The sequence below is a fragment of the Alteromonas sp. CyTr2 genome, assembly GCF_947311905.1.
Lineage (GTDB): Bacteria > Pseudomonadota > Gammaproteobacteria > Enterobacterales > Alteromonadaceae > Alteromonas > Alteromonas macleodii.
On the sequence record NZ_CAMZMZ010000015.1, the window covers coordinates 44267 to 65615 of the forward strand.

Below are 21349 nucleotides of genomic sequence, written 5' to 3' on the forward strand. Positions count from 1 at the left end.
TAATGTGACAATAACGCTACACTATGAATCGATAAACTAACGCTAGATTTATTATCGGCAACGTTTTAGTAAAAGGACGGTTATGACTGCAAGTGTGCGACTTCTACCTTTGATACTGGCTTTCTTTAGTATCAGCTGTTTGGGCTATGACAGAATAACGGGGCAACCCTTTGCAAGTCGCTCAGAAGTTATTGCAAAGAACGGCATGGCAGCAACAAGCCAACCATTAGCTACGCAAGTGGCATTGGATATTTTAAAACAAGGCGGCAGTGCAGTTGATGCAGCTATTGCAGCCAATGCCATGTTAGGTTTAGTTGAGCCTACAGGCAGCGGTATTGGCGGCGACCTATTTGCCATTGTGTGGGATGCAAAAGAAGAAAAGCTAGTCGGCTTAAACGCTTCTGGCCGTTCACCCAGACAGTTAACCAAAGCGGTGTTTGCCGAGCGTGGTTTGCATCAAATTCCAAAATTCGGTCCGCTACCTGTTTCTGTCCCTGGCGCTGTAGATGGCTGGTTTGCACTACACGAAAAATTTGGCAAGCTGCCCATGTCTGCGCTGCTTACCCCATCTATCAAATATGCCCGTGAGGGGTTTCCTGTTTCAGAAGTCATTGCCTATTACTGGCAGATGAATCAAGAGCGAATTGGTCACTATGACGGCTTCGCAGAGACATTTCTTATCGACGGGAAAGTTCCGCAAAAAGGCGATGTTTTTAAAAACCCTGGCTTAGCCGTGACCTATGAAAAGATTGCAACAGGCGGGCGAGATGCTTTTTATAAGGGCGATATCGCACGCACTATCGATGCTTACATGAAGTCTCAAGGCGGCTTTTTGTCATACCAGGATTTGTCATCACATACCTCGGAGTGGGTAGAGCCCGTCTCTGCTAACTATCGCGGGTATGATGTGTGGGAACTTCCGCCCAACGGACAAGGCATAGCGGCACTACAGATTCTCAATGTGCTTGAGCACTATGATATCGAAGGAATGGGGTTTAACTCAGCAGACTACATCCATACCTTTGTTGAAGCCAAGAAGCTCGCCTTCGAAGATCGCGCTAAGTTCTATGCGGATCCAGACTTCAACGATATTCCAGTCGACTGGCTAATTTCGAAAGAGTATGCCGCTAAGCGCCAGAAGCTCATAGATAATGAACGCGCAGCGAATCGCGTTGATGCGGGTATTTATGAAGGGGATACCATTTATCTGACCGTTGCTGATAAAGAGGGCAATATGGTGTCCTTAATTCAAAGTAACTACCGCGGAATGGGCTCAGGCATGACACCTCCAGGGCTAGGTTTTATTCTTCAAAATAGAGGTGAGATGTTTACCCTTGAAGAAGGGCACTTTAATGAATATCGCCCGGGAAAGCGTCCATTTCACACCATTATCCCGGCTTTTGTAACAAGAAACGGTAAGCCAGTGATGAGCTTTGGCGTGATGGGCGGTGGAACTCAGCCTCAAATGCATGCGCAAATTATTGTAAACATTCTCGACTTCGGAATGAATTTGCAGGAAGCGGGGGATGCTCCACGCATACTGCACAGTGGGTCGAGTAGCCCAACGGGCGCGTTGATGACTGATGGTGGCTATGTGAGCTTAGAATCGGGGTTCAGTGAAACCGTTCAGCGAGAACTCATGGAGCGGGGGCATAAGCTTCAACGCGTGGTAGGCGCGTTCGGTGGCTATCAGGCCATCGCTTGGGACGAGCAGAAAGGTGTCTATTTTGGCGCTTCAGAAACGCGAAAAGATGGACAAGCCGCGGGCTATTAAGCACACTAGTGTAAATAATAGGCGGCGGAGTTAATTTGTTCCCCGTTTGCTGCTTCGCTTTAAAGGGTTTCAAAGTTTGAAGCAGCCGCTACACTTTACGATAAGGTTCGCACAACAAAGCGCGGCGAATGATCGCCAGCAGCGAAACGTCAGAACAAGGCGTTAATAACAACAAGAGCGGCAATGACACAACCACAAAAAGGCCTCTGCGCTGAGCCAAATTTACATGCACAGTATTTATTACTGAACGTCATTGATGACGATAGCCAAGCCGTACGCGCCAAACTATCTCGCGTGCTGGATATATTCGAGCATTTTGAGAATGAGCACTACGAAGCCATGGTAACCGGGGTTGTCGCTATTGGCACCGGTTACTGGGCTGAGGTATACCCCGGTTTGATACCTGTTGAGCTTGCCCCTTTTCCTGATATGCAGTGTGACGATAGAAGTGCCCCCACCATGCCTTGCGATCTCTTCATTCAAATTCGCGCTGATAGGCTGGATATTTGCCATGCGGTTGGCATTGAAGTGATGGATTTGTTGCGTATTCATGTAGAACTGGTGGAGCAGATAAGAGGGTTTAGGTACTTAGATGGCCGTGACCTCAATGGTTTTCTTTATGGCGCAGATAATCCACGTGGCATGAAGCGGAGACAAGTCGGGATTATTGGCGAAGATGATCCTGATTTTAGCGGTGGCAGCTATGTTCACATACAACGCTATCGCCATGATTTAAGGCGCTGGAATAGTCTTTCAAGCCGTCAGCAAGAACAAGTGATGGGCACCACGCAAGAGCACAATTTGGTAAGTAGCGAACTATCTGAATCTTCACATTGTGTTAGGGCAAGCACTGTTGCGCCCGATGGCGACGAACCAAGGCTAATTAAGCAAGGCATGCCATACGGTGATATGGCCTCTCAAGGCTTATTCTTCGTAAGCTGTAGTGCCAGTGCGCGGCCATTTAAACAGATGCTCCACAGCCAAATATACGGCAACGGTGAAGGCGATTATGACAGATGGCTGGACTTTACCAGTGCTGAAACAGGTGCTGCGTTTTTCGCGCCATCCATTAATTTTATTCGCCAGCAGGCTAAGTTATCTGAGTCCTAAATTTAACCGTCGCTTATGGCCATTGGGATTAGTAGACTAGCGCACCATCCCAATCCTCCTTAAAATCGACGCTTTTGTAAATTCGACAAACATCTATGTGATGATGCGCTAGCGAATCGTTTGGGCTCATAGCGACAGCGGTCTCAAAAAAAGAAATGGCCTCGTCCCACTGCTGATTTATACGGCATGCGATACCTGCGGCAATCTTGGTCTGAACCGCCAACTTCTTTTCCTGCTCACTCTCTGAAAGGTGGCTTAACACCTCGTATATTTCAATTGGCGCTTTTCGTCCTTTCACTCTTACCCAGTCAAGCAAGCGGGTTTTAATTGGGAAGCCAGACCCTATGGTCTGAAGAACTTGGGCACTTACGATAATATCCGCCTCGTATTTGGGGGTTAAAGCTTCTAAGCGAGAAGCAATGTTTACGCTATCGCCAATGACGGTGGTATCCATCCTATCTTCTGAACCTACCGTACCCATAATAACAGGCCCAAAGTGGATACCTATTCCCATATTAATTGGTTCGTAGTTACTGTTCTTTCTATGGCCGTTATATATTGTCAGCGCTTTGCGTAAGTCGAGCGCAGCATTAACCGCATCCATAGCTTTTTGTTGTGAAGATCCTTCGCGATGATCGAACAGCGCCATAATGGCGTCGCCCATGAACTTATCAATAAAACCGTGGTTTTGATGAATAGGATCGTTCATTCTGGTGAAATAAGAATTAAGAAAGTTCATCAACTCTTGTGGCGTAATACGTTCAGAAAAACCGGTAAAGCCTCTGATATCGCAAAACATAATCGCAACGTCGTTTTCAGCCGCATAGCCAAGACCCAGCGCGTCTACGTCAGAATTCGACATGTGCTCCACAAACTGCTTTGGAATGAATTTTTGAAAGGTTTGTGTAAGCCTTTGGGCCTCATCGGCAGCTGTGTGAAAGTGCGTTTCGTCGTCGTTTTTTGCGACAGTGGTGGAGACATGACGCCGACGTTTAAATTGGCTAGCTCTGTATGCAAACCGACGGCTGCGCCTTACGTGCAAAGTTGTGATAGCGACACTGTAGAGAAAAAGCGCGCAAATAGCGCCAAACTGCCAATCCATTGATAACACCACACCTATAAACTGCTTTTAAATGAAGGCTAATAATCTAGCCCGCGAGGAATTCAAGCGTTACGTATGAGAGAAGCAATGAAGAAGAGGCACTAATACGCCACGGTGGGCGTATTAGTGCAAAAATTACCAGAAAGGAATTAACTTAAAGCGTTGAGAACACTTTATCTGCTGCAGCAAGGGTTTGCTCAATGACTGCAGCGTCATGCGCTTTAGAAACAAAGCCCGCTTCATAAGATGCAGGTGCTAAGTAAACGCCTTGCTCTAGCATACCGTGATAGAATTTATTGAATTGCTCGGTATTACAGTTAATTGCTTGCTTGTAGTTCGTAACTTTCTCTACGTCAGTAAAGAATATCCCAAACATACTGCCGGCAATATTAGTAGTTAGACTAATATTGTGTTTGTCAGCAAGGGCTTGGAAACCATCCACTAGCGTTTGCGTATTTTCGAAAATTGAATCGTAAAGTCCAGGCTGCTTTATTTGCGTTAAAGCAGCAAGACCTGCAGCCATTGCTACTGGGTTACCAGAAAGCGTACCCGCTTGGTAAATTGGCCCTGTCGGTGCTATGTGAGTAATAATGTCACGACGGCCACCAAAACAGCCCACTGGCATGCCGCCGCCAATGACTTTACCCAAGCAAGTCAGGTCTGGTTTGATGTTATAACGCTCTTGCGCCCCGCCGCGAGATACGCGGAAGCCTGTCATTACTTCATCAAAAATCAATACGCTGCCATATTGGTCACAAATAGCGCGAAGTCCTTCAAGGAAGCCTTCCACAGGAGGGATACAGTTCATGTTACCTGCGACAGGTTCAACGATAATGCACGCAATATCATCGCCATGGGCTTCGAAGATTTCTTTTACGCTGTCTAGGTTATTGTATTCAACGGTAAGCGTATGCTCAGCAACATTTGCTGGAACACCTGGTGAACTTGGTACACCAAGGGTTAGCGCCCCTGAGCCCGCTTTAACTAGCAGAGAGTCGGCGTGCCCGTGGTAGCAGCCTTCAAACTTAACAATTTTGTTTCTGCTCGTGTAGCCGCGAGCCAGGCGAATAGCTGACATAGTGGCCTCTGTACCAGAGTTCACCATGCGTACCATTTCCATAGATGGAACCAGTTCGCTAACCAACTCAGCCATGATCACTTCAGCTTCGGTAGGCGCACCGAAAGATAGGCCGTTATACGACGCTTCAATAACCGCTTCGCGAATTTGGGCGTTATTGTGACCTAGAACCATAGGGCCCCAAGACTGAATATAGTCAATATATTGCTTACCATCCGCATCCCACATGTAAGCGCCATCAGCTTTCGTGATGAAGCGAGGTGTACCGCCTACCGCTTTAAAAGCGCGAACGGGTGAATTTACGCCACCAGGAATGGTTTTTTGGGCGCGGGTAAATAGGGCTTCAGATTTTTGCATGTAATTACTTACTCTTATTGCTGTACCAAACAACGTCACGCTCGTACTTAGTGAGAAGGTTTTCTACACCCAGAGTAAGCGCAAACAATGCCATTCTGACAAGTACACCATTGTCGGTTTGTCTAAAAATGGCGAGGTTTGGATTGAGGTTTAGATCGTTATCTAATTCGTTGGCTTCCATACGTGAATCTCGTGGAAGTGGATGCATGATAACGGTCTTCGACTGAAAGTGTTTCGTGTAAATCGACTGATTAAGGCGGAACTTACCTCGGTATTTGTTGGCTTCTTCTTGAGAAGGAAAGCGCTCTTCCTGAATGCGTGTTTGATAGCATATGTCCGCATCCATATTCCCTTCAAGGGTATCGGTAATCGTAAGCTGGTGCCCCGCATTTTCGATGGCGTCTATGATGGGCTGAGGCATGGCCAGCTCTTTTGGCGAAATGAGCGTAAAGCGAATGTTTTTAAACAAACATAACAAGCGAGATAAAGAGTGTACTGTTCGGCCGTAGCGCAAATCACCAATCATGGCGATGTGTAAGCCGTCAATGCCGTGGCCATTGTATTCCAGTTCACGTTTAATCGTGAACAAGTCCAACAGTGCTTGGGTTGGGTGTTCGTTTGCACCATCACCACCGTTGATAACAGGTACACGACTACCTTCGGCAAATTCTGCCACTGAACCCGCCGCAGGATGTCGCATTGCAATAATGTCGGAATAGCCGCTCAGCACACGGGCTGTGTCGTACAATGACTCACCTTTAGCCAGCGCAGAGCTTGACATGCCGGTGGTTTCTCTAACTTCACCACCTAAAAGGTTGAATGCGGTACCAAAGCTAACTCGCGTACGGGTACTTGGCTCAAAGAAAAGGTTACCGAGAATGGCGCCATCTAGCACGGTTGTGCGCTTTTGTCGTTTGGCATAGGGTTGCATGGAATTGGCAACTGAGAACACTTTCTCAATGGCCTCGCGATCGAATTGATTAACCGAAAGAATGTGGTTACCGGTAAAGTCAGACATGCGCTTCTCAATCATCAACGAAAACGGCGCTAGTTTATAATACCGCTGGGGTTAAGTCATTAGCGCAACGTTAATCTTGCCTTACGTTTTTCTCAGTTTGGCGTTTTATTGAAAAGGGCTTTCCAAAAATCAAAATGCAAGTGTGCATGTGCGCATATGTCGGCTAATTGTGTTGCTGAGTATAATGGGTAAAGAGTAAAAGGATCTTTTCAGCTGCGCTATTTACGTGGGCTGTAATCGCTTCGTCTTGAAGCGGAGACTGTATGCCGCACAGCATCATGGTGTGATATTCCCCCTTAAGCAGGGCGCAATAATCTACTGCCAGCTGTTGGGCGATATCACGGCTTAAGCTACCTTCTCCGAACTTCTCTATGACATCACTCAATGTAGATAGGGAAGCTTCTGGGCCAGCCTGATAAAAAAGTGTTGCCACATGAGGGCTATTTACCGCTTCAGCTATAATTACTCGAAAGATAGCAATGGCTTCAGGATCTTGTAATAGTCGCACAAATTGACAGCCAACTTTTCGTAAACATTCTAATAGTGAGAGTGAGCCTGAAGTGGCGTCGATAAGTTGCTGGGTGTCGAGTTGGTATGATCTGCATTTCGATGAGATTGCCGCTTGAAAGAGAGCATCTTTTCCTTCGAAATGAGAATAGACCGTTTGTTTAGACACACCTGAGGCTTTAGCCACAGTGTCCATAGATGTGTTGGCAAAACCCTCTTTTAAGAACAGGCAAGACGCTGCATGCAATATAAGATGGTATTTCTCTTCGCTTTTAGGTCGGCCTTGCTTTCGAGTGGTAGCCACGTTCGTTCTCACTTTATTGACGAATATTTAAATATCAAACTGGACGGTCTAGTATTTATATACTAGCATAGCACAATAAGTATGCAAATATAGCCCAGAGCAAACGCTAAACTGGTTAAAGGAAATGTTATGACTGCTGCAACGACGCCTTCTAAAAGTGGCAAACTCTCACTTATTATCGCTATTGCCGTTTTTACTGCAGCGTTGGTCATTCTTTTGATGACAGCAGGTCTTGGCAATGCGACACAAACGCCAGAGGCAAGAGTTCCGGTTGCAGTGTCCACTGGAACAGTCAAAATTCAATCGGGCTTTGAAACTCCAATCAATGTTTTTGGGCTTGTCGAATCCCCGCGGGCCACTTCGCTTTCATTCGATATGGCAGGGCAAGTCAATACATTACTTGTTGAAGAGGGCGATGTAGTAAGTAAAGGGGATGTTCTAGCCCGTCAAGATATTCAGCGTCTCAATGCCAGAAAACGTGAGCTTCAAGCCTCACTTGAGCGTGCAAACGCCGACCTTGAACTTGCTAGAGTAAACAGCGAAAGAACCACGTCGTTGGTTGAGAAAAAGCTAGAATCAGCGCAGCGACTAGACGAAACCAAGGCAAGTCTCAATGTCGCTAAGGCACAAGTTAGTGAAATGCAGGCCGCCCTTGAATCACTGAATGTAGAAATAGAAAAAACGACCCTTATTTCTCCCTTCGATGGCGTAGTCAATCGACGCTTTTTTGATGAAGGCAGTGTAGTTAGCGCTGGAACCCCCGTGTTTGGAATTACGGGCATAGAGAATTATCAGGCACGTTTCGCGGTACCTGCCGATGTTGTGGATCAGTTTGACCTTAATGAGCCGGTGCTGGTTAGCGTCGGGGATATTGATGTGGCGGGTACTGTTACGCAACGCTTACCTGTTCGCAACGTGCAAACGCGAACCATTGATATTTTAGTGACATTAAATAGTAATGAGCGGGTACGCCCCGGTGACATGGCCATTTTGTCTGGCTTTCGTTCTCACTCTGAGACAGGAAGTTGGCTGCCGGTTAACGCGCTAAGCAACGGCTTGCGCGGTTTGTGGCGCGTATTTGTTTTATCAAACGAGCAAAACGCCACCCTTGAAGCCCGTGTAGTGGAAGTTGTATATACCGACGGAAACAACGCGTTTGTGCGCGGAGCGCTTAAAGATGGAGAGGTTTACGTAAGCGAAGGTACACACAAACTCGCACCTGGCCAAATGGTATCAATCCCCAGTCAACATCAAGCTGGGGCACGCTAATGAAGTCATTTAACTTCGGCTCAGATAAATCTTATCCATGGTATACCTTATTTTACCGACGAGGGCATTTACTCATACTGAGTCTTCTGGTGCTAGTCACAGCAGGGTTGTCAGCATTAGGCTCTCTGCCGCGTATTGAGGACCCGCGAATAGATACGCGAAACGCACTGATCATCACTCAATACCCAGGCGCGTCGGCGGAACGGGTAGAGGCTTTGGTTAGTGATGTGCTTGAAGACAGGCTTAGAGAAATATTTGAAATAAAGGAAGTGAAGTCCACGTCGCGTGCTGGTATCTCCATCATTCTCATAGAGACGCAAGACTGGATAAATGATTCAAGTAACGAACAACTATTCAGTGAAATTCGCGATGCCATTGGCGCTGCCGCTGAGTCATTCCCTGAAGGTGCAATGGCGCCAGTTTTCGATGAAAAGCGCGGCGCGACAGCGTTCACTTTATTGCTATCTGTGCGAGCAGACCACTTTGAAAATACCCCTATTACACTCACCGCGCGTTTAGCCCAAGAACTTACAGACAGGCTGCGAAACGTTAACGGCACTGAGCTAGTGCGTGTATACGGCGCACCGCAGGAAGAAATTAGCGTCAATGTCGACCCTATTAAGCTTGCTGCAACGGGTCTTACCTTACAGCAAGTAAGCAATTTGATAAGCCGCGCCGACCCCAAATTACCTGCCGGTATGCTTAACTCCCAGCAAAGTAATTTGCGCTTTACAGTGGGAGAGGGCTTAAATGGCGTGAACATGATTGCTTCAATTCCCTTAGTTAACGAGCAAGGTCGCTACTTACGGGTGGAAGACGTTGCGACTGTAGAGAGAAGTTTCACAACACCTCGAAAGGACGTGGCATTCTTAAATGGTGAAGAGTCTATCTTTGTAGCAGCGCGTATGCAGCCCTCGCTACGCTCAGATGTATGGACAGAAAATGCATTAGCAGTAGTGGAACAGTTCAATAAAGACTTCAGCGGAACCTTAACCGCGACTGTTGCATTTGAGCAAAACGAATATACTGCCACTCGCCTTGCTGACTTATCGATGAACCTGCTTATGGGCTGCGCCGTGGTCATGATGGTTATTCTACTTTTCATGGGGTTTCGTGCTGCGTGGATTGTGGGCCTGGCACTTCCCTTATGCGCCGCTTTTGCCTTGTTCTCTTTAAGTTTTTACGACGAGCAAATTCACCAAATGTCTATCTTTGGCATGATCATCGCCATTGGTTTACTTATCGATAATGCCATTGTTATTACCGATGAAATTCGCATTAATTTACAAGATCCTAATTTAACGCGAGTAGGTGCTATGGCCAAAAGCGTTTCACATCTATTTGTGCCGCTTTTGGCTTCAACGCTTACGACCATTTTAGGCTTTATGCCCATCTTTCTTTTAGATGGAAACATTGGTGACTTTGTTGGCCCGATTGCCATTAGCGTGGTGATGGCACTTATTGGCTCGCTGTTTATTTCTCTTACTATCATTGCAGCCCTCGCTGCCCGATTTTTGCCAAAGCACGACAATAGTTCGCAACGTGAAATAGCATCGAAGGCGTGGTGGAAAGTGGGACTACAAGCGCCAGAGCTCAGTCTCGCTTTTAAAAAGCAATTGGGTAGATGGGTTAAACAGCCAATTTTGGTGTTACCGGTTATTGCTATCCTTTGTTTATCGGGTTTTGTATTGTCGGGCACCTTGGCCAATGTGTTTTTCCCAAGTGCAGACAGAGACCAGTTCGAAGTGTACCTGTGGACCAAAGAAGGGAGCAGCATCGACAACACAACGAGCTATGTTAAAAAAATAGATGGTGCTATTCGCAGTGAGCAAGGCGTGAAACAAGTTAGTTGGTTAGTCGGGGGCTCTGCGCCGTCGGTGTACTATAACCAGACGATGACCCGTGACAACATGCCTTACTTTGCAAATGCTGTGGTGTCGACAGATACAGTGGATGACGCTGTTGCGCTAGTGGGCAAACTACAACAAGAGCTTGATAGCGCGTATCCAGAAGTACAAATTGTAGTGCGAGCCTTTGGGCAGGGTCCGCCTATTGCGGCGCCTGTTGAGGTAGAGATTTTCGGCCCTGATCTGAATGTGTTGAATGACCTAGGCGACAAAGTACGCATGTTAATGTCTGAAGTCGACGGCATTTCTCAGTCTATAACCAGCGTTTCAATGGGAGAACCCGAGCTTAAAATAAACGCGGACAGCGATAACCTGTCTTACTTGGGGCTTACGCTTTCCGAGCTTGCCAATCAAATGCAGATAAACTTTTCAGGTATTACCGGTGGTTCTGTTTTGGAAAGCACAGAAGAAATTCCTGTACGCGTGAGGCTAGACGAGGCGTATAGACAAAATGTAACGGGCGTAGACGCCATGCCAATTCCGGTTGCAGGAGACAATGCTATTTCTTGGTCGCCACTTGCTGCTGTAACAAACTTAACGCTTCAGCCTGCAACCAGCAGTATTACGCGCCTTGATGGCGAAAGGCTAAATCGTATTCAGGCGTTTTTGCTTCCTGGTGTCCCGGCCATTGATGCAAGTAATCATTTGCGAGATCTTCTCGAAAGTCGATTAATTCTTCCCGAAGGATATCGTATTCATTTAGCGGGAGACGCTGATGAACAGCAGCAAGCATTAGGTAAATTAGCGACCTATGCGCCGGTGCTGTTGGTTCTTATGGTAACAACGCTCATTCTGACTTTTACCAGCTTGCGCATGGCGGGTGTAATCGGATTAGTGGCAATACTTTCTGTAGGGCTGGGTATGTTCAGTCTTTGGATATCTGGATTGCCGGTTGGGTTTAATCCGCTGCTAGGTTGTGCTGGCCTTATTGGCGTAGCAATCAACGGATCGATAGTGGTCATTGCCGCTATCAACGCGAACCCCAAAGCAAAGCAGGGAGACACGAAAGCCATTGTTGAAGAAACCATGAGCTGTAGCCGCCATATTTTATCGACTACTTTCACGACGGTAGGTGGATTGATTCCCTTGCTATTGTTCAGTGAAGGTAGCTTTTGGCCGCCGTTGGCCGTGGTGCTGGCTGGTGGAGTAGGATTCTCGGTAATCTTGTCGTTAGTCTTTACGCCAACTATAGTGGCTGCTTTTCAACGATACCGTTATAGAAATCACACATTGGCATAATTTTACGGTTAAACTATCCCTTTTTAACCCACGTATAAATTTGGCTTACTTAGCGTATGCGAAAATCAAATCCTCTTTTGCGTTGGTGGCAAACCGACTGCGTGAAGTGTAAACGCATGAGACTTTATATCGTTTGGGCCGTAATCATGTTGGTGGTGTATTTTTATGTCTGGTACTAGTGTCGAACCAATCTATATCCGAGCAGCCTCGAAAAGTAACGGTATTACCAGCCTGGTGCTGGGCTGTATCGGTTTGTGTGTTGCGGCACTGTGGTTAGCCTTTCTTCCCGATTGGCTGTTCTTAGCGGGGATTTTTATCACCAGTGCCGCGTTAGTGTGCTTGCTCGTAGGGTACTTCAAAATTCGTGAGCCCGACTATAGTTTGGAAATAGCCAAAGACTATATCACTTATCGCCACCGTCTGGGCAGTTGGCGCATTCATTGGGACAACCTGCTGCGCGCAGATTGCCCCCGTGTTCGCCATGGGCTGGAGCATATTCCCCTTGAAACCATCGGTTTCAAAATCAAAAGTTACACGGATTTCCTCAATACGATTTCACCACGGCTTGCAACGCACTTGTTAATGGAGCAGCGGCCATTGCTAATGCAGAACACAGATGAGAATTGCGCCTCTGGAAGCTGTTATGAGCAATCTATGTTTGACGATAAGCAGTACGTTATGGAAGACGGGACCATCATTAAAGGCATTAAAGCTATGCTGGCACATCGTATGGTAGAGCTAAGAAAGCGCCTTGGGTATGATATTTTTATCGCGAGTTCAGAGCTAGATAGGGATGCCAGCGAGTTTGCAGGACTTATTGCTCAGTGCCAGAAAGCTAGGGCCTGTTGACCTTTGGTGTACGAATTTTGGTCTAAATGGAAGCCTTTTAATCGCGAAACAGTCCTGCAAGCCTAGCGGGCTAAGTTAAAGGACTGTGACAAAGAGTAAAAGGCTTCCATAACGACCCCCTCGGGCAGCGCCTTTGTGCCATCTATACTGCGTTGAATGTTCTCGATTTAGAACCACTAAACCGTCAAACATTCGCCTTGTCTAGATGGCACACAGACCGCTGCAAAAATGTACAACAAAGGTCAACAGGCCCTAGGCAGTCTTCTGAAGCCAGCTAAGCTCATCGTAGCAATTAGACTTTATTCGCCTAGCTGCGGCTGTCCTTCAATTTACTCTCGTTAAGCACTTTCTTGGCTTCGGCAATAAGGGCTGGTAACTTTTCCTCGACTAGCTTGTGCTGACCAAGTTTAAGTGAGCTCTCTGTTTCGTTGGCTAAATGCTGCATGCGCGGCAGACCTGTATAGCAACACGCACCGTGTAGTTTGTGAACTTCGGTCTTAAGCCCATTGTAATCTTGATCGTCCCAAAGCGCCGAAAGTGTCTCGATAGTTTCGGGCAGTAACGCAATAAAACTGTCTAACATTTCTTTTGCTGTATCTTGATTTTGATTCGCTCGTTTAAGTGCTAGCTGCCAGTCGATAGAGGGAAAGATGATTTCACCGGGCTCAACATTGTGGCACCACGAATTGATAAGCGTAATAAGTAGCTCAACCTCAATAGGCTTAGGTAAGTAATCGTCCATGCCAGAGGCAAGCAATCTTTCTTGCTCTTCTTTAAACGCGTGGGCTGTCACTGCCACTATTGGGGTACCCATATTCAACGGTGATTTACGAATTTCTCGGGTGGCCTGCAGTCCGTCCATGCCTGGCATCTGCACGTCCATGAGAATTAAGTCAAACTCTTGAGTCTGGCACTGATTGACGGCGTCTTGTCCACTGATCGTTGTGGTTAGCTCGACAGGAGAATGATCGAGCCACGTATGCAGCAGTTTAAGATTCATTTCCATGTCATCAACGGCAAGAATTTTAGCTTTTGGTAGCGTGCCTATTTTCTCTTGCATCGCATTTTTAGCTGGCGTTGTATGGTGGTGCACCAGGCTATCTAACTTGGTAAGCGTCATCGGCATACGCGCTTGTGAATGGAAATGTTGCGACAGGCTTGGGTATTGCGCAAAAGGTTCAGGGCCGGAATACCAAAGTATTCGCTTTTGCGCAGGGAATTGTACAAAACGACTTAAATAGGTATCCCGCAATCCCATCTTACTTACTGGCACAGTTGCCATGAAAAAGTCGTACTGGCCTTTAAGTGACATCAAATAATCTAGTGATTCAACAGAGGTAACCTGCGCACCCAAAATCGATAACATGCTTGCACTTGAGCGACGTGTTGCAGGTACCGGATCGAAAATAACCACGTTCTTACCTTTCCAGTCTTCACTACTAGTTAATGCATATTTCTGGCTTAACTGGTTCATACGTAGTGATACGTTAAACGTAGAGCCTTGGCCTAATACACTTTTTAGCGTTAGATCACCGTTCATTAATCGAACCAGCTCTCGACTTATCACGAGACCTAATCCAGTGCCTTGGTAATTACGGTTAAGGGCGTCGTCTACTTGCGAGAAGGCGTTAAATAGCTTTTTTCTGTCTTGTCGGCTTATTCCGATACCTGTGTCTTCAACGGTAATATTTACTTCGTGAATACCATGAGGAAGCGAGCGTCCGCTCACCGAAAACGTAATGGTACCGCTGGACGTGAATTTAAGTGCATTACTTAACAAGTTATTGAGCACTTGCTTAATACGAAACACATCGCCAATGAGTTTTTCAGGGAGCGGGTGCAAATCAAATACAAATTCGATGCGCTTGCTGTGGGAAGATTTAGCCATGATAGTGACCATTTCTTCAAGCAGCTTATTGGGCGAGAAAGGCTGATTATTAATTTGCAGTTTACCGGCCTCAATCTTAGAAAAATCGAGGATATCGTTAACGATTGTTAGCAGGTTGTCCGCAGCCGTGTTAACAATTCTGACTTGCTCTTGCTGGTCAGTGGGCAGCGACGCATTGTTCAACTCTTTGCTGAACCCCAAGATAGCATTAAGAGGTGTGCGAATTTCATGGCTCATGTTGGCCAGAAATTGAGATTTAACGTTACTGGCTTTTATCGCATCTTTGCGCGCGATATCTAAACGGGCATTCTGCTCTTCAATGAGCTCCATATTGTTGCGCAAATCATTTGTTGCTTGCTCAACTTCGCTTTCCAGCTGGCCTCTGCTTTTCTCCATTAATGCAAAGGAAAAGAGCCCTGCTTCTAAGAAAACACCCACCTGAAAACAATAGGTGGTGAAGTCGTTGGAAGGTAAAATTCCGATAAGGCTTAACATGCCAATAATCGCACCGGTGGCGAGCATACTCCATGCAAAAATGAAGTAACGCGCGGGCTTAAACTTATTGAAAAATGCTTCGAACCCGGCGTAGATATAACTCAATATCGCCACAAGACCCACGCCGTATACTAGGTTGTTCTTCCAAATAGAAGGAAGCAGATCGACGAAGCACACCAGCCCTGTTAACGCTTGGCAAACCAACAATAAGTTAATGACGGGATGTGCCGTGGGAGAGTGCTTTTCCGTTTCCAAAAAGGTCTTGGTAAAAAAGCCTGAGCTTATACCAATAATTACGAATATCAGCTCGGAATGCCCAACCAGCCAAGAGGGGATCCCCTGACTAAACAGCAAGTGCGTATGGCCGCCCCACACAAACTGCCACAAAATAACCGCAGCGATATAGCCAACATAGGCAATCAGACTTTTTTCCCGCACGCCAAAAAATAGAGCAAGGTTATAAATAGCGAGAATAAGCAATCCGCCGTAGAAAAAGCCCCAGAGCAAGCTGTCCATTTGGAAGTAGCTGCTATGTAGCGGTTCGGCTTGAATTCGAAGTGGTGCAATTAGGCTAGACGAGCGACTTTCAATGCGTATGTAAAGGTCGACAGGATCGCTATCAGGCAGCTCAACACGAAAGGTTGGAACACGAAAACGCTGTTCTTTTTGAGCTTTCCCCTGATGGCTTTGCTTTATTACCTTGCCGTTTTGCACCAAATAAAAATCAACACTGTCGAGTTGGCTGAAATTTATTGAGAACACCCAGTGTTTATCGTTTGAAACATTGGCAACAGAAGTGAGTAGCCACATGCCATTATTACGAAACCCAAAGTTAGGGTTGTCATGGGGATGCATAAGGAAGTCATTGCGTCTTCGTGATACATCGCTGATAGTAAGCTGATAATCGGTTTCAAATAAAAAATACAGAGAGTCTGATAAATCTAGCGTACTTTCTTCATCGAAGAGCTGCTCGATATGCTGCGCGCTGGCATTCGAAGGCAGGTAACTGCCTACAACAAGAAATAAAAAAAAGAATACGCGAAAGATAGCCATGATTATCTGTACTTACGTTACCGTTTGATTAGGGGCTTTATTATTTTTTAGTTTTACTCGTAAGAGTGAAAATTGAACGGCAAATTTCACCCAATGCTATTTAACCACTCTCTTTGAAGAATAACAAAACAAACCCTCACCCCATACAATGAGTAAGACCCAAAAGTCGCGACAATTGGTTTCAAGGATTGCACACAAATGCGGTTTACCCCACAATAGCCTTTAACGCTCGGGAGCTTTCACTAAGTGGTGCGCTAAATTGACCACAATAGACAGCCTAACTAGCACGAGCGCATTGGTATTAATAACAAAACGAAAAAACTATCATGAGTGACGAGATCATCATTAATCGCGATGGGGTAGAGCAACTTCCTCTTCGACGTTTCACCGAAGACGCTTATCTAAACTATTCCATGTACGTCATCATGGACCGTGCACTTCCACATATTTCGGATGGCTTAAAGCCTGTTCAGCGACGCATCATTTATGCGATGTCAGACCTAGGGTTAAATGCAAACGCCAAATATAAAAAATCGGCGAGAACCGTAGGTGATGTGCTGGGTAAGTTTCACCCTCACGGCGATTCTGCCTGTTATGAGGCGATGGTGCTCATGGCTCAGCCTTTCTCTTATCGCTACCCTTTAGTAGATGGTCAAGGTAACTGGGGTGCGCCGGATGATCCGAAATCGTTTGCTGCCATGCGTTATACGGAAGCTAAGCTCTCGCGCTTCTCTGAGGTGCTGCTGAATGAACTTGGACAAGGTACGGTAGATTGGGTACCTAATTTTGACGGTACGCTAAACGAGCCTAGCGTGCTTCCAGCTCGCTTGCCACATATCCTATTAAATGGCGTGACAGGGATTGCCGTTGGCATGGCGACGGATATTCCTCCTCACAACGTGAGAGAGTTGGCCAACGCGTGTGCCATGTTGTTAGACAACAGCAAAGCCGAGCTTAGCGATGTGCTAGAACACGTTAATGGACCTGACTATCCTACCGAAGCTGAAATTATTACGCCAAAGTCTGATATTCAAAAGCTGTACGAGACTGGGCGTGGTTCTATAAAAATGCGCGCGGTGTACATGGAAGAAAACGGTGATGTTGTTATTACCGCTCTACCTCACCAAGCGTCTGGTGCCAAGATACTAGAGCAAATTGCCGCGCAAATGCAGGCGAAAAAGTTACCGATGGTAAGCGATCTCCGAGACGAATCGGATCATGAAAATCCAACCCGTTTGGTGATTACGCCTCGCTCAAATCGTATTGATGTGACTCAGCTGATGCAGCATTTATTTGCAACTACCGACTTAGAGAAAAACTACCGGGTCAACTTGAATATGATTGGCCTAGACGGTCGCCCTCAGGTGAAAGACTTACGTACGATTTTGTCTGAATGGTTGCAGTACCGAAAAGATACTGTGACGCGCCGCTTGCAATACCGTTTAGATAAAGTGTTAGCGCGTTTACATATTTTAGAAGGTTTATTAATTGCGTTTTTGAATATCGATGAAGTTATCGAAATTATTCGCACGTACGACAAACCAAAACCTGAATTAATGGCGCGATTCGGTTTAAGTGACACACAAGCGGAAGCTATTCTGGAATTGAAGCTTCGTCACTTAGCCAAGTTAGAAGAAATGAAGATTAAAGGCGAGCAAGATGAACTTGCAGAAGAGCGCGACAAGCTTCAGCAGCTTCTAGGCTCAGATCGCCGCCTTAAAACCCTAATTAAGAAAGAAATCCTTGCAGACGCTGAAAAGTACGGTGACGACAGACGCTCACCTATTGTTGAGCGTGGAGAAGCTAAAGCGCTGTCTGAAAAAGAGCTGGTACCTGCTGAGTCTGTAACCGTTGTGCTGTCAGAAAAGGGCTGGGCACGCTGTGCGAAAGGTCATGATATCGATGCGGAAGGTTTAAGCTACAAAGCTGGTGATGCCTATTTATCCAGCGCCGAAGGCAAGAGCAATCAGCCTGCCGTGTTTATGGACAGTTCAGGTCGTACTTTCTCTTGTGACGCTCACGGGTTGCCGTCTGCACGAAGTCAGGGGGAACCGCTAACCGGGCGCTTCAGCATAGTGGGTGGCGAGTCATTCCAACACGTCATTATGGCGCAAGACGAAAGCAAATTCTTAGTAGGTTCTGATGCAGGTTACGGCTTCGTCGGCACATTTAAAGATATGGTGAGTAAGAACAAGGCGGGTAAAGCCTACTTATCATTGCCTACTGCGGCGAAAGTCATGAAACCAACACCGGTTACAAATCCAGACTCCGACTGGTGCCTAAGTATTTCTAATGAAGGTCGCATGCTCATGTTCCCACTACGCGACTTACCAAGTTTAGGTAAAGGGAAGGGGAACAAGCTTATCAATATTCCTTCTGCAAAATCGCAATCTCGGGAAGAGTACGTGAAGGTGCTTACTGTTGTACCTGATGGTGCCGCAATTAAAGTGGGAGCCGGTAAGCGCAACATGACACTGACGGCTGACGACCTTACCCACTATCAGGGAGAAAGAGGCCGAAGAGGGAATAAATTACCGCGAGGACTACAGCGGGTTGATACGGTTGAAGTTGTCTTACCCAGCAAGGACGAAACATCTGAAGATTTGTCATAAAGTTTAAGTTGTTCTTATGCTTAGGTGAACTACACTCAAAAAGGGATTAGATGAGGAATTTACATGCTAGGCATAGTTTTTACATCGTTAATCGATATGCTCGAGGAGAAAGTTTCTCCTGAGTTTGCTGACGATGTCATCATGGAAGCTGGGTTAGAAAACGACGGCGCTTATACCGCAGTGGGCTATTACCCGTTTGAACAAATGCAACGCCTGTTAGGTGTGCTGGTGGAGAAAACGGGTAAGTCAGCTAACGAGCTACTCTACGATTTTGGCTATTACTTATTTGGTAAGTTAGGTGCAGTACATGGCGACGTGCTAGCCAATACAGAAGGCATGTTGGATATGCTGGAGCACTTGGACGGCGACATTCATGTTCAGGTTAAGAAGCTCTACCCAGACGCCGACCTACCCCGATTTACGGTGATATCCAGAACCGATAACACCATGCGCTTACAGTATTATTCTGAAAGAGAATTATATCCTTTAGCAGAAGGCTTGATGGACGCAGCCGCAGCTCACTACAACTGCACCCTGGAAAGGGAAACCCATCAACTAGATACGCCTCATACCTACGAATTTAGTATATCTTTCGTTTAACGGAGGCATGTTATGTCAGATGGAACAACGCATAGCACGCCTTCTGGTAGCGACCGTGCTGCGTTACTTGAAAGGCGTTTAAAGCGAGAGCGAAATGCGAGAGAGCAAGCCGAAGCTTTGCTGAGAGAAAAGACGCAAAGTTTGTATGCTACGCTTCAAAAAAGCCAAAGTGCACAGAAAGATTTGGAACTTGCACTATGGGCGTCGCAGGAGTCTTTTTGGAATTGGGAGGCAGAGAATGACATTATGGAATTTCGCTCATTCTCACTACATTCTGAAAGTGTATCTACCTGGTCAGGCACCTTAATTGAGCTTCTAGAGCGGGTACATGAGGACGATTTAGACGGCCTGCAGTTTCACTGGAGCATGGCGCTACACGGCAATCGTGACCGTATAGAGTTTTCCTTTCGCTTAAAGCTAGACAGCGATTTTCAGTGGGTAAGGCTGCGCGGGCGCGTGCTAAAGCGTGGAAAAGCGGGTGAAGCGCTTCAAATTGTTGGTACCACAAAAGACATTACTCAACAGCGAAAAGCTGAACAATCGTTTCACTTAATGGCCTCTGCTTTTGCGAGCTCACGTGAGCCCATGTTAGTACTCTCACCTGATCTTGTTATCACAGAATGTAACGATGCATATATTCAGCTGATTGCTGCGCCTTTCAAAGAGCAATGCATTGGTTTGGATTTCAACCAAATATTCATTGCTGAGAAAGTCGATAAAGTGCAGTTGGCGCTTGATAAACAAATTCGCTTCGAGTCGAAAGTGAAGACGCAAAACGGTGAAATTAAGGTTGTCGATATCTCGGTGGCTTTGTTTGAGACCTACCAGCAAACGTCATCTTATTTGATTGCCACAATGCGCGACATCAGCGATAGAAAACGCAACGAAGCCAAACTACGTCAACTGGCATTGCACGATGAGTTAACCGGCCTTTCCAATCGCAATTCGCTGCGTGAGTCCATCTCCGGGTTAGTACAAAAAGAACAGCACTTTATTTTGGTCTTTATTGATCTGGACGGGTTCAAAGCAATTAACGATAACGCAGGGCATGAAAGAGGGGATATTGAGCTTCAGCGCGTAGGAGCGCTCCTTACTGCCATATTCGGCCCGATAGGGGAAGTCGGCAGGTGGGGTGGTGATGAGTTTATTGCCGTATTGCCTAATCAGAATGTTGAGGAAATTGCTGAACGCTCTGAGCGGCTTATCAGCCAGATAGAAGAAGACGCCATAACCGTAAAAACGTCGGAGCTTAGGCTGTCTGCCAGTATTGGCATTGCTGAATTTCCAGAACATAGTGATAACCTAGAAAGCTTGGTGCAGTGTGCCGACGCCGCAATGTACCGTGCGAAAGAGCTGGGTAAAGGGCAAGCGTTTATTTACGAGTCAGGTCTCTATGAGAGCATGACCCAGCAGGTCAGTATGGTGAATGACTTGCGCAGAACAGTAGAGAACCACCTTCTCGATTTCTATATTCAGGGTAAATATGATCTAAACGGTGAGTTAAAAGGCGGTGAAGTACTGTGTCGCTGGATTTCAGGCTTGCACGGTGTTGTATCGCCAGCAGTGTTTATTCCCATAGCAGAAGAGCACAAGCTGGACAGCGCCATTGGTCTTCAAGCGCTGGAAGCGGCATGTGATTACATTTCAATAATGGAATCGCAGCAGGGTGACGCCATTCCTTTGTCTGTGAATATCAGCGCTAATCAGATGCTTGACCCAGAATTTCCAAATCAGGCAATGTCTATCTGTATGGATAATGATGTGTCTCGCGAATTTATTGAGCTAGAGCTCACTGAGTCGGTCTTTATTCGCGATGAAAAATCAGCACTTAGAGCATTAAACACGTTGAGAGAGCATGGGTTTAGACTGTCTCTGGATGATTTTGGCAGTGGTTTTTCATCTCTTAGCTACTTGCGAAGTTTCCAGTTTGAAGTGGTTAAGGTGGATAAAAGCTTAATTCAGGGTATTCACCAAGATAGCAAAGCCAATGCGCTATTTAATGGTTTGATAGCCATGTTAAAGAGTTTGCAAATAGATGTGGTGGCTGAAGGCGTAGAGTTGGAGTCTTATTTGCCTTTCATGGAGCAGGCCGACATTCAGCTAATGCAGGGGTTTTACTTTGATAAACCAATGCCTTACGACCAGTTCTTGGCAAGGCATACTACTGAGCCTAATCGGTAATGTCTT

Annotated in this window: 13 protein-coding genes; 8 read left to right on the forward strand and 5 right to left on the reverse strand. The window is 46.3% G+C overall.

Annotation, left to right across the window (positions count from 1 at the left end; all coding sequences use genetic code 11):
- Positions 1–82: 82 nt before the first annotated feature.
- Together ggt and QME20_RS10065 are read left to right on the forward strand one after the other, a co-directional pair.
- On the forward strand, positions 83–1774 hold the full coding sequence (gene ggt / locus QME20_RS10060) for a gamma-glutamyltransferase (RefSeq protein ID WP_014948005.1): 1692 nt from the start codon (positions 83–85) through the stop codon (positions 1772–1774).
- Between the two features lie 183 nt (positions 1775–1957).
- On the forward strand, positions 1958–2884 hold the full coding sequence (locus QME20_RS10065) for a Dyp-type peroxidase (protein WP_049589087.1): 927 nt from the start codon (positions 1958–1960) through the stop codon (positions 2882–2884).
- 28 nt (positions 2885–2912) lie between these two features.
- Here the strand turns inward: QME20_RS10065 and QME20_RS10070 are convergent, their stop codons facing one another.
- From QME20_RS10070 to QME20_RS10085, 4 genes are all read right to left on the reverse strand, one after another.
- Positions 2913–3986: an adenylate/guanylate cyclase domain-containing protein gene (locus QME20_RS10070; RefSeq protein ID WP_039225111.1), complete on the reverse strand. Its 1074-nt coding sequence runs from the start codon at positions 3984–3986 to the stop codon at positions 2913–2915.
- A gap of 154 nt (positions 3987–4140) precedes the next feature.
- Entirely contained in the window at positions 4141–5421 is a 1281-nt protein-coding gene (gene hemL, locus QME20_RS10075) for a glutamate-1-semialdehyde 2,1-aminomutase (protein WP_014948008.1), read from the reverse strand.
- Positions 5422–5425: 4 nt separating this feature from the next.
- Positions 5426–6439, reverse strand: a complete 1014-nt coding sequence (locus QME20_RS10080; protein WP_014948009.1) for an aspartate carbamoyltransferase — start codon at positions 6437–6439, stop codon at positions 5426–5428.
- A gap of 163 nt (positions 6440–6602) precedes the next feature.
- The gene (locus tag QME20_RS10085) at positions 6603–7250 is read right to left on the reverse strand and encodes a TetR/AcrR family transcriptional regulator (protein WP_049589088.1); all 648 of its coding nucleotides are present in this window, start codon (positions 7248–7250) and stop codon (positions 6603–6605) included.
- A gap of 129 nt (positions 7251–7379) precedes the next feature.
- On the opposite strand from QME20_RS10085, the gene QME20_RS10090 reads away from it, so the two are divergent.
- The 3 genes from QME20_RS10090 (at position 7380) to QME20_RS10100 (ending at position 12514) form a co-directional block, all read left to right on the forward strand.
- Complete coding sequence (locus QME20_RS10090; RefSeq protein ID WP_049589089.1) at positions 7380–8519, forward strand: efflux RND transporter periplasmic adaptor subunit; 1140 nt, start codon at positions 7380–7382, stop codon at positions 8517–8519.
- Positions 8519–11665 (forward strand): efflux RND transporter permease subunit, encoded by a 3147-nt coding sequence (locus QME20_RS10095; protein ID WP_049589090.1) that lies wholly within the window; start codon positions 8519–8521, stop codon positions 11663–11665. Before QME20_RS10090 ends, QME20_RS10095 begins: the two co-directional genes overlap by 1 nt.
- Before the next feature lie 165 nt (positions 11666–11830).
- Positions 11831–12514, forward strand: a complete 684-nt coding sequence (locus tag QME20_RS10100; RefSeq protein WP_049589091.1) for a DUF2982 domain-containing protein — start codon at positions 11831–11833, stop codon at positions 12512–12514.
- Between the two features lie 307 nt (positions 12515–12821).
- On the opposite strand, the gene QME20_RS10105 is transcribed toward QME20_RS10100, so the two are convergent.
- A complete protein-coding gene (locus QME20_RS10105) occupies positions 12822–15950 on the reverse strand; it encodes a hybrid sensor histidine kinase/response regulator (protein WP_049588786.1) in 3129 nt (1042 codons plus the stop codon).
- A gap of 326 nt (positions 15951–16276) precedes the next feature.
- Here QME20_RS10105 and parC point away from each other — a divergent pair, with 326 nt between their 5' ends.
- From parC to QME20_RS10120, 3 genes are all read left to right on the forward strand, one after another.
- Positions 16277–18562, forward strand: coding sequence for a DNA topoisomerase IV subunit A (parC, locus tag QME20_RS10110; RefSeq protein ID WP_049588785.1), 2286 nt, complete (start codon positions 16277–16279; stop codon positions 18560–18562).
- A 63-nt stretch (positions 18563–18625) separates the two neighbouring features.
- Positions 18626–19162 carry a heme NO-binding domain-containing protein gene (locus QME20_RS10115; protein ID WP_049588784.1) on the forward strand — a complete coding sequence of 179 codons (537 nt, stop codon included), beginning with the start codon at positions 18626–18628 and terminating at the stop codon, positions 19160–19162.
- A gap of 12 nt (positions 19163–19174) precedes the next feature.
- A complete protein-coding gene (locus tag QME20_RS10120; protein WP_049588783.1) occupies positions 19175–21343 on the forward strand; it encodes a bifunctional diguanylate cyclase/phosphodiesterase in 2169 nt (722 codons plus the stop codon).
- Positions 21344–21349: the final 6 nt, after the last annotated feature.

Coding starts and splice junctions, on each gene's coding strand:
- QME20_RS10115 (WP_049588784.1), top strand. CDS start 18,626: ATGCTAGGCATAGTTTTTACATCGTTAATCGATATGCTCGAGGAGAAA.
- parC (WP_049588785.1), top strand. CDS start 16,277: ATGAGTGACGAGATCATCATTAATCGCGATGGGGTAGAGCAACTTCCT.
- ggt (WP_014948005.1), top strand. CDS start 83: ATGACTGCAAGTGTGCGACTTCTACCTTTGATACTGGCTTTCTTTAGT.
- QME20_RS10090 (WP_049589089.1), top strand. CDS start 7,380: ATGACTGCTGCAACGACGCCTTCTAAAAGTGGCAAACTCTCACTTATT.
- QME20_RS10105 (WP_049588786.1), bottom strand. CDS start 15,950: ATGGCTATCTTTCGCGTATTCTTTTTTTTATTTCTTGTTGTAGGCAGT.
- QME20_RS10080 (WP_014948009.1), bottom strand. CDS start 6,439: ATGTCTGACTTTACCGGTAACCACATTCTTTCGGTTAATCAATTCGAT.
- QME20_RS10065 (WP_049589087.1), top strand. CDS start 1,958: ATGACACAACCACAAAAAGGCCTCTGCGCTGAGCCAAATTTACATGCA.
- QME20_RS10120 (WP_049588783.1), top strand. CDS start 19,175: ATGTCAGATGGAACAACGCATAGCACGCCTTCTGGTAGCGACCGTGCT.
- QME20_RS10100 (WP_049589091.1), top strand. CDS start 11,831: ATGTCTGGTACTAGTGTCGAACCAATCTATATCCGAGCAGCCTCGAAA.
- QME20_RS10095 (WP_049589090.1), top strand. CDS start 8,519: ATGAAGTCATTTAACTTCGGCTCAGATAAATCTTATCCATGGTATACC.
- hemL (WP_014948008.1), bottom strand. CDS start 5,421: ATGCAAAAATCTGAAGCCCTATTTACCCGCGCCCAAAAAACCATTCCT.
- QME20_RS10070 (WP_039225111.1), bottom strand. CDS start 3,986: ATGGATTGGCAGTTTGGCGCTATTTGCGCGCTTTTTCTCTACAGTGTC.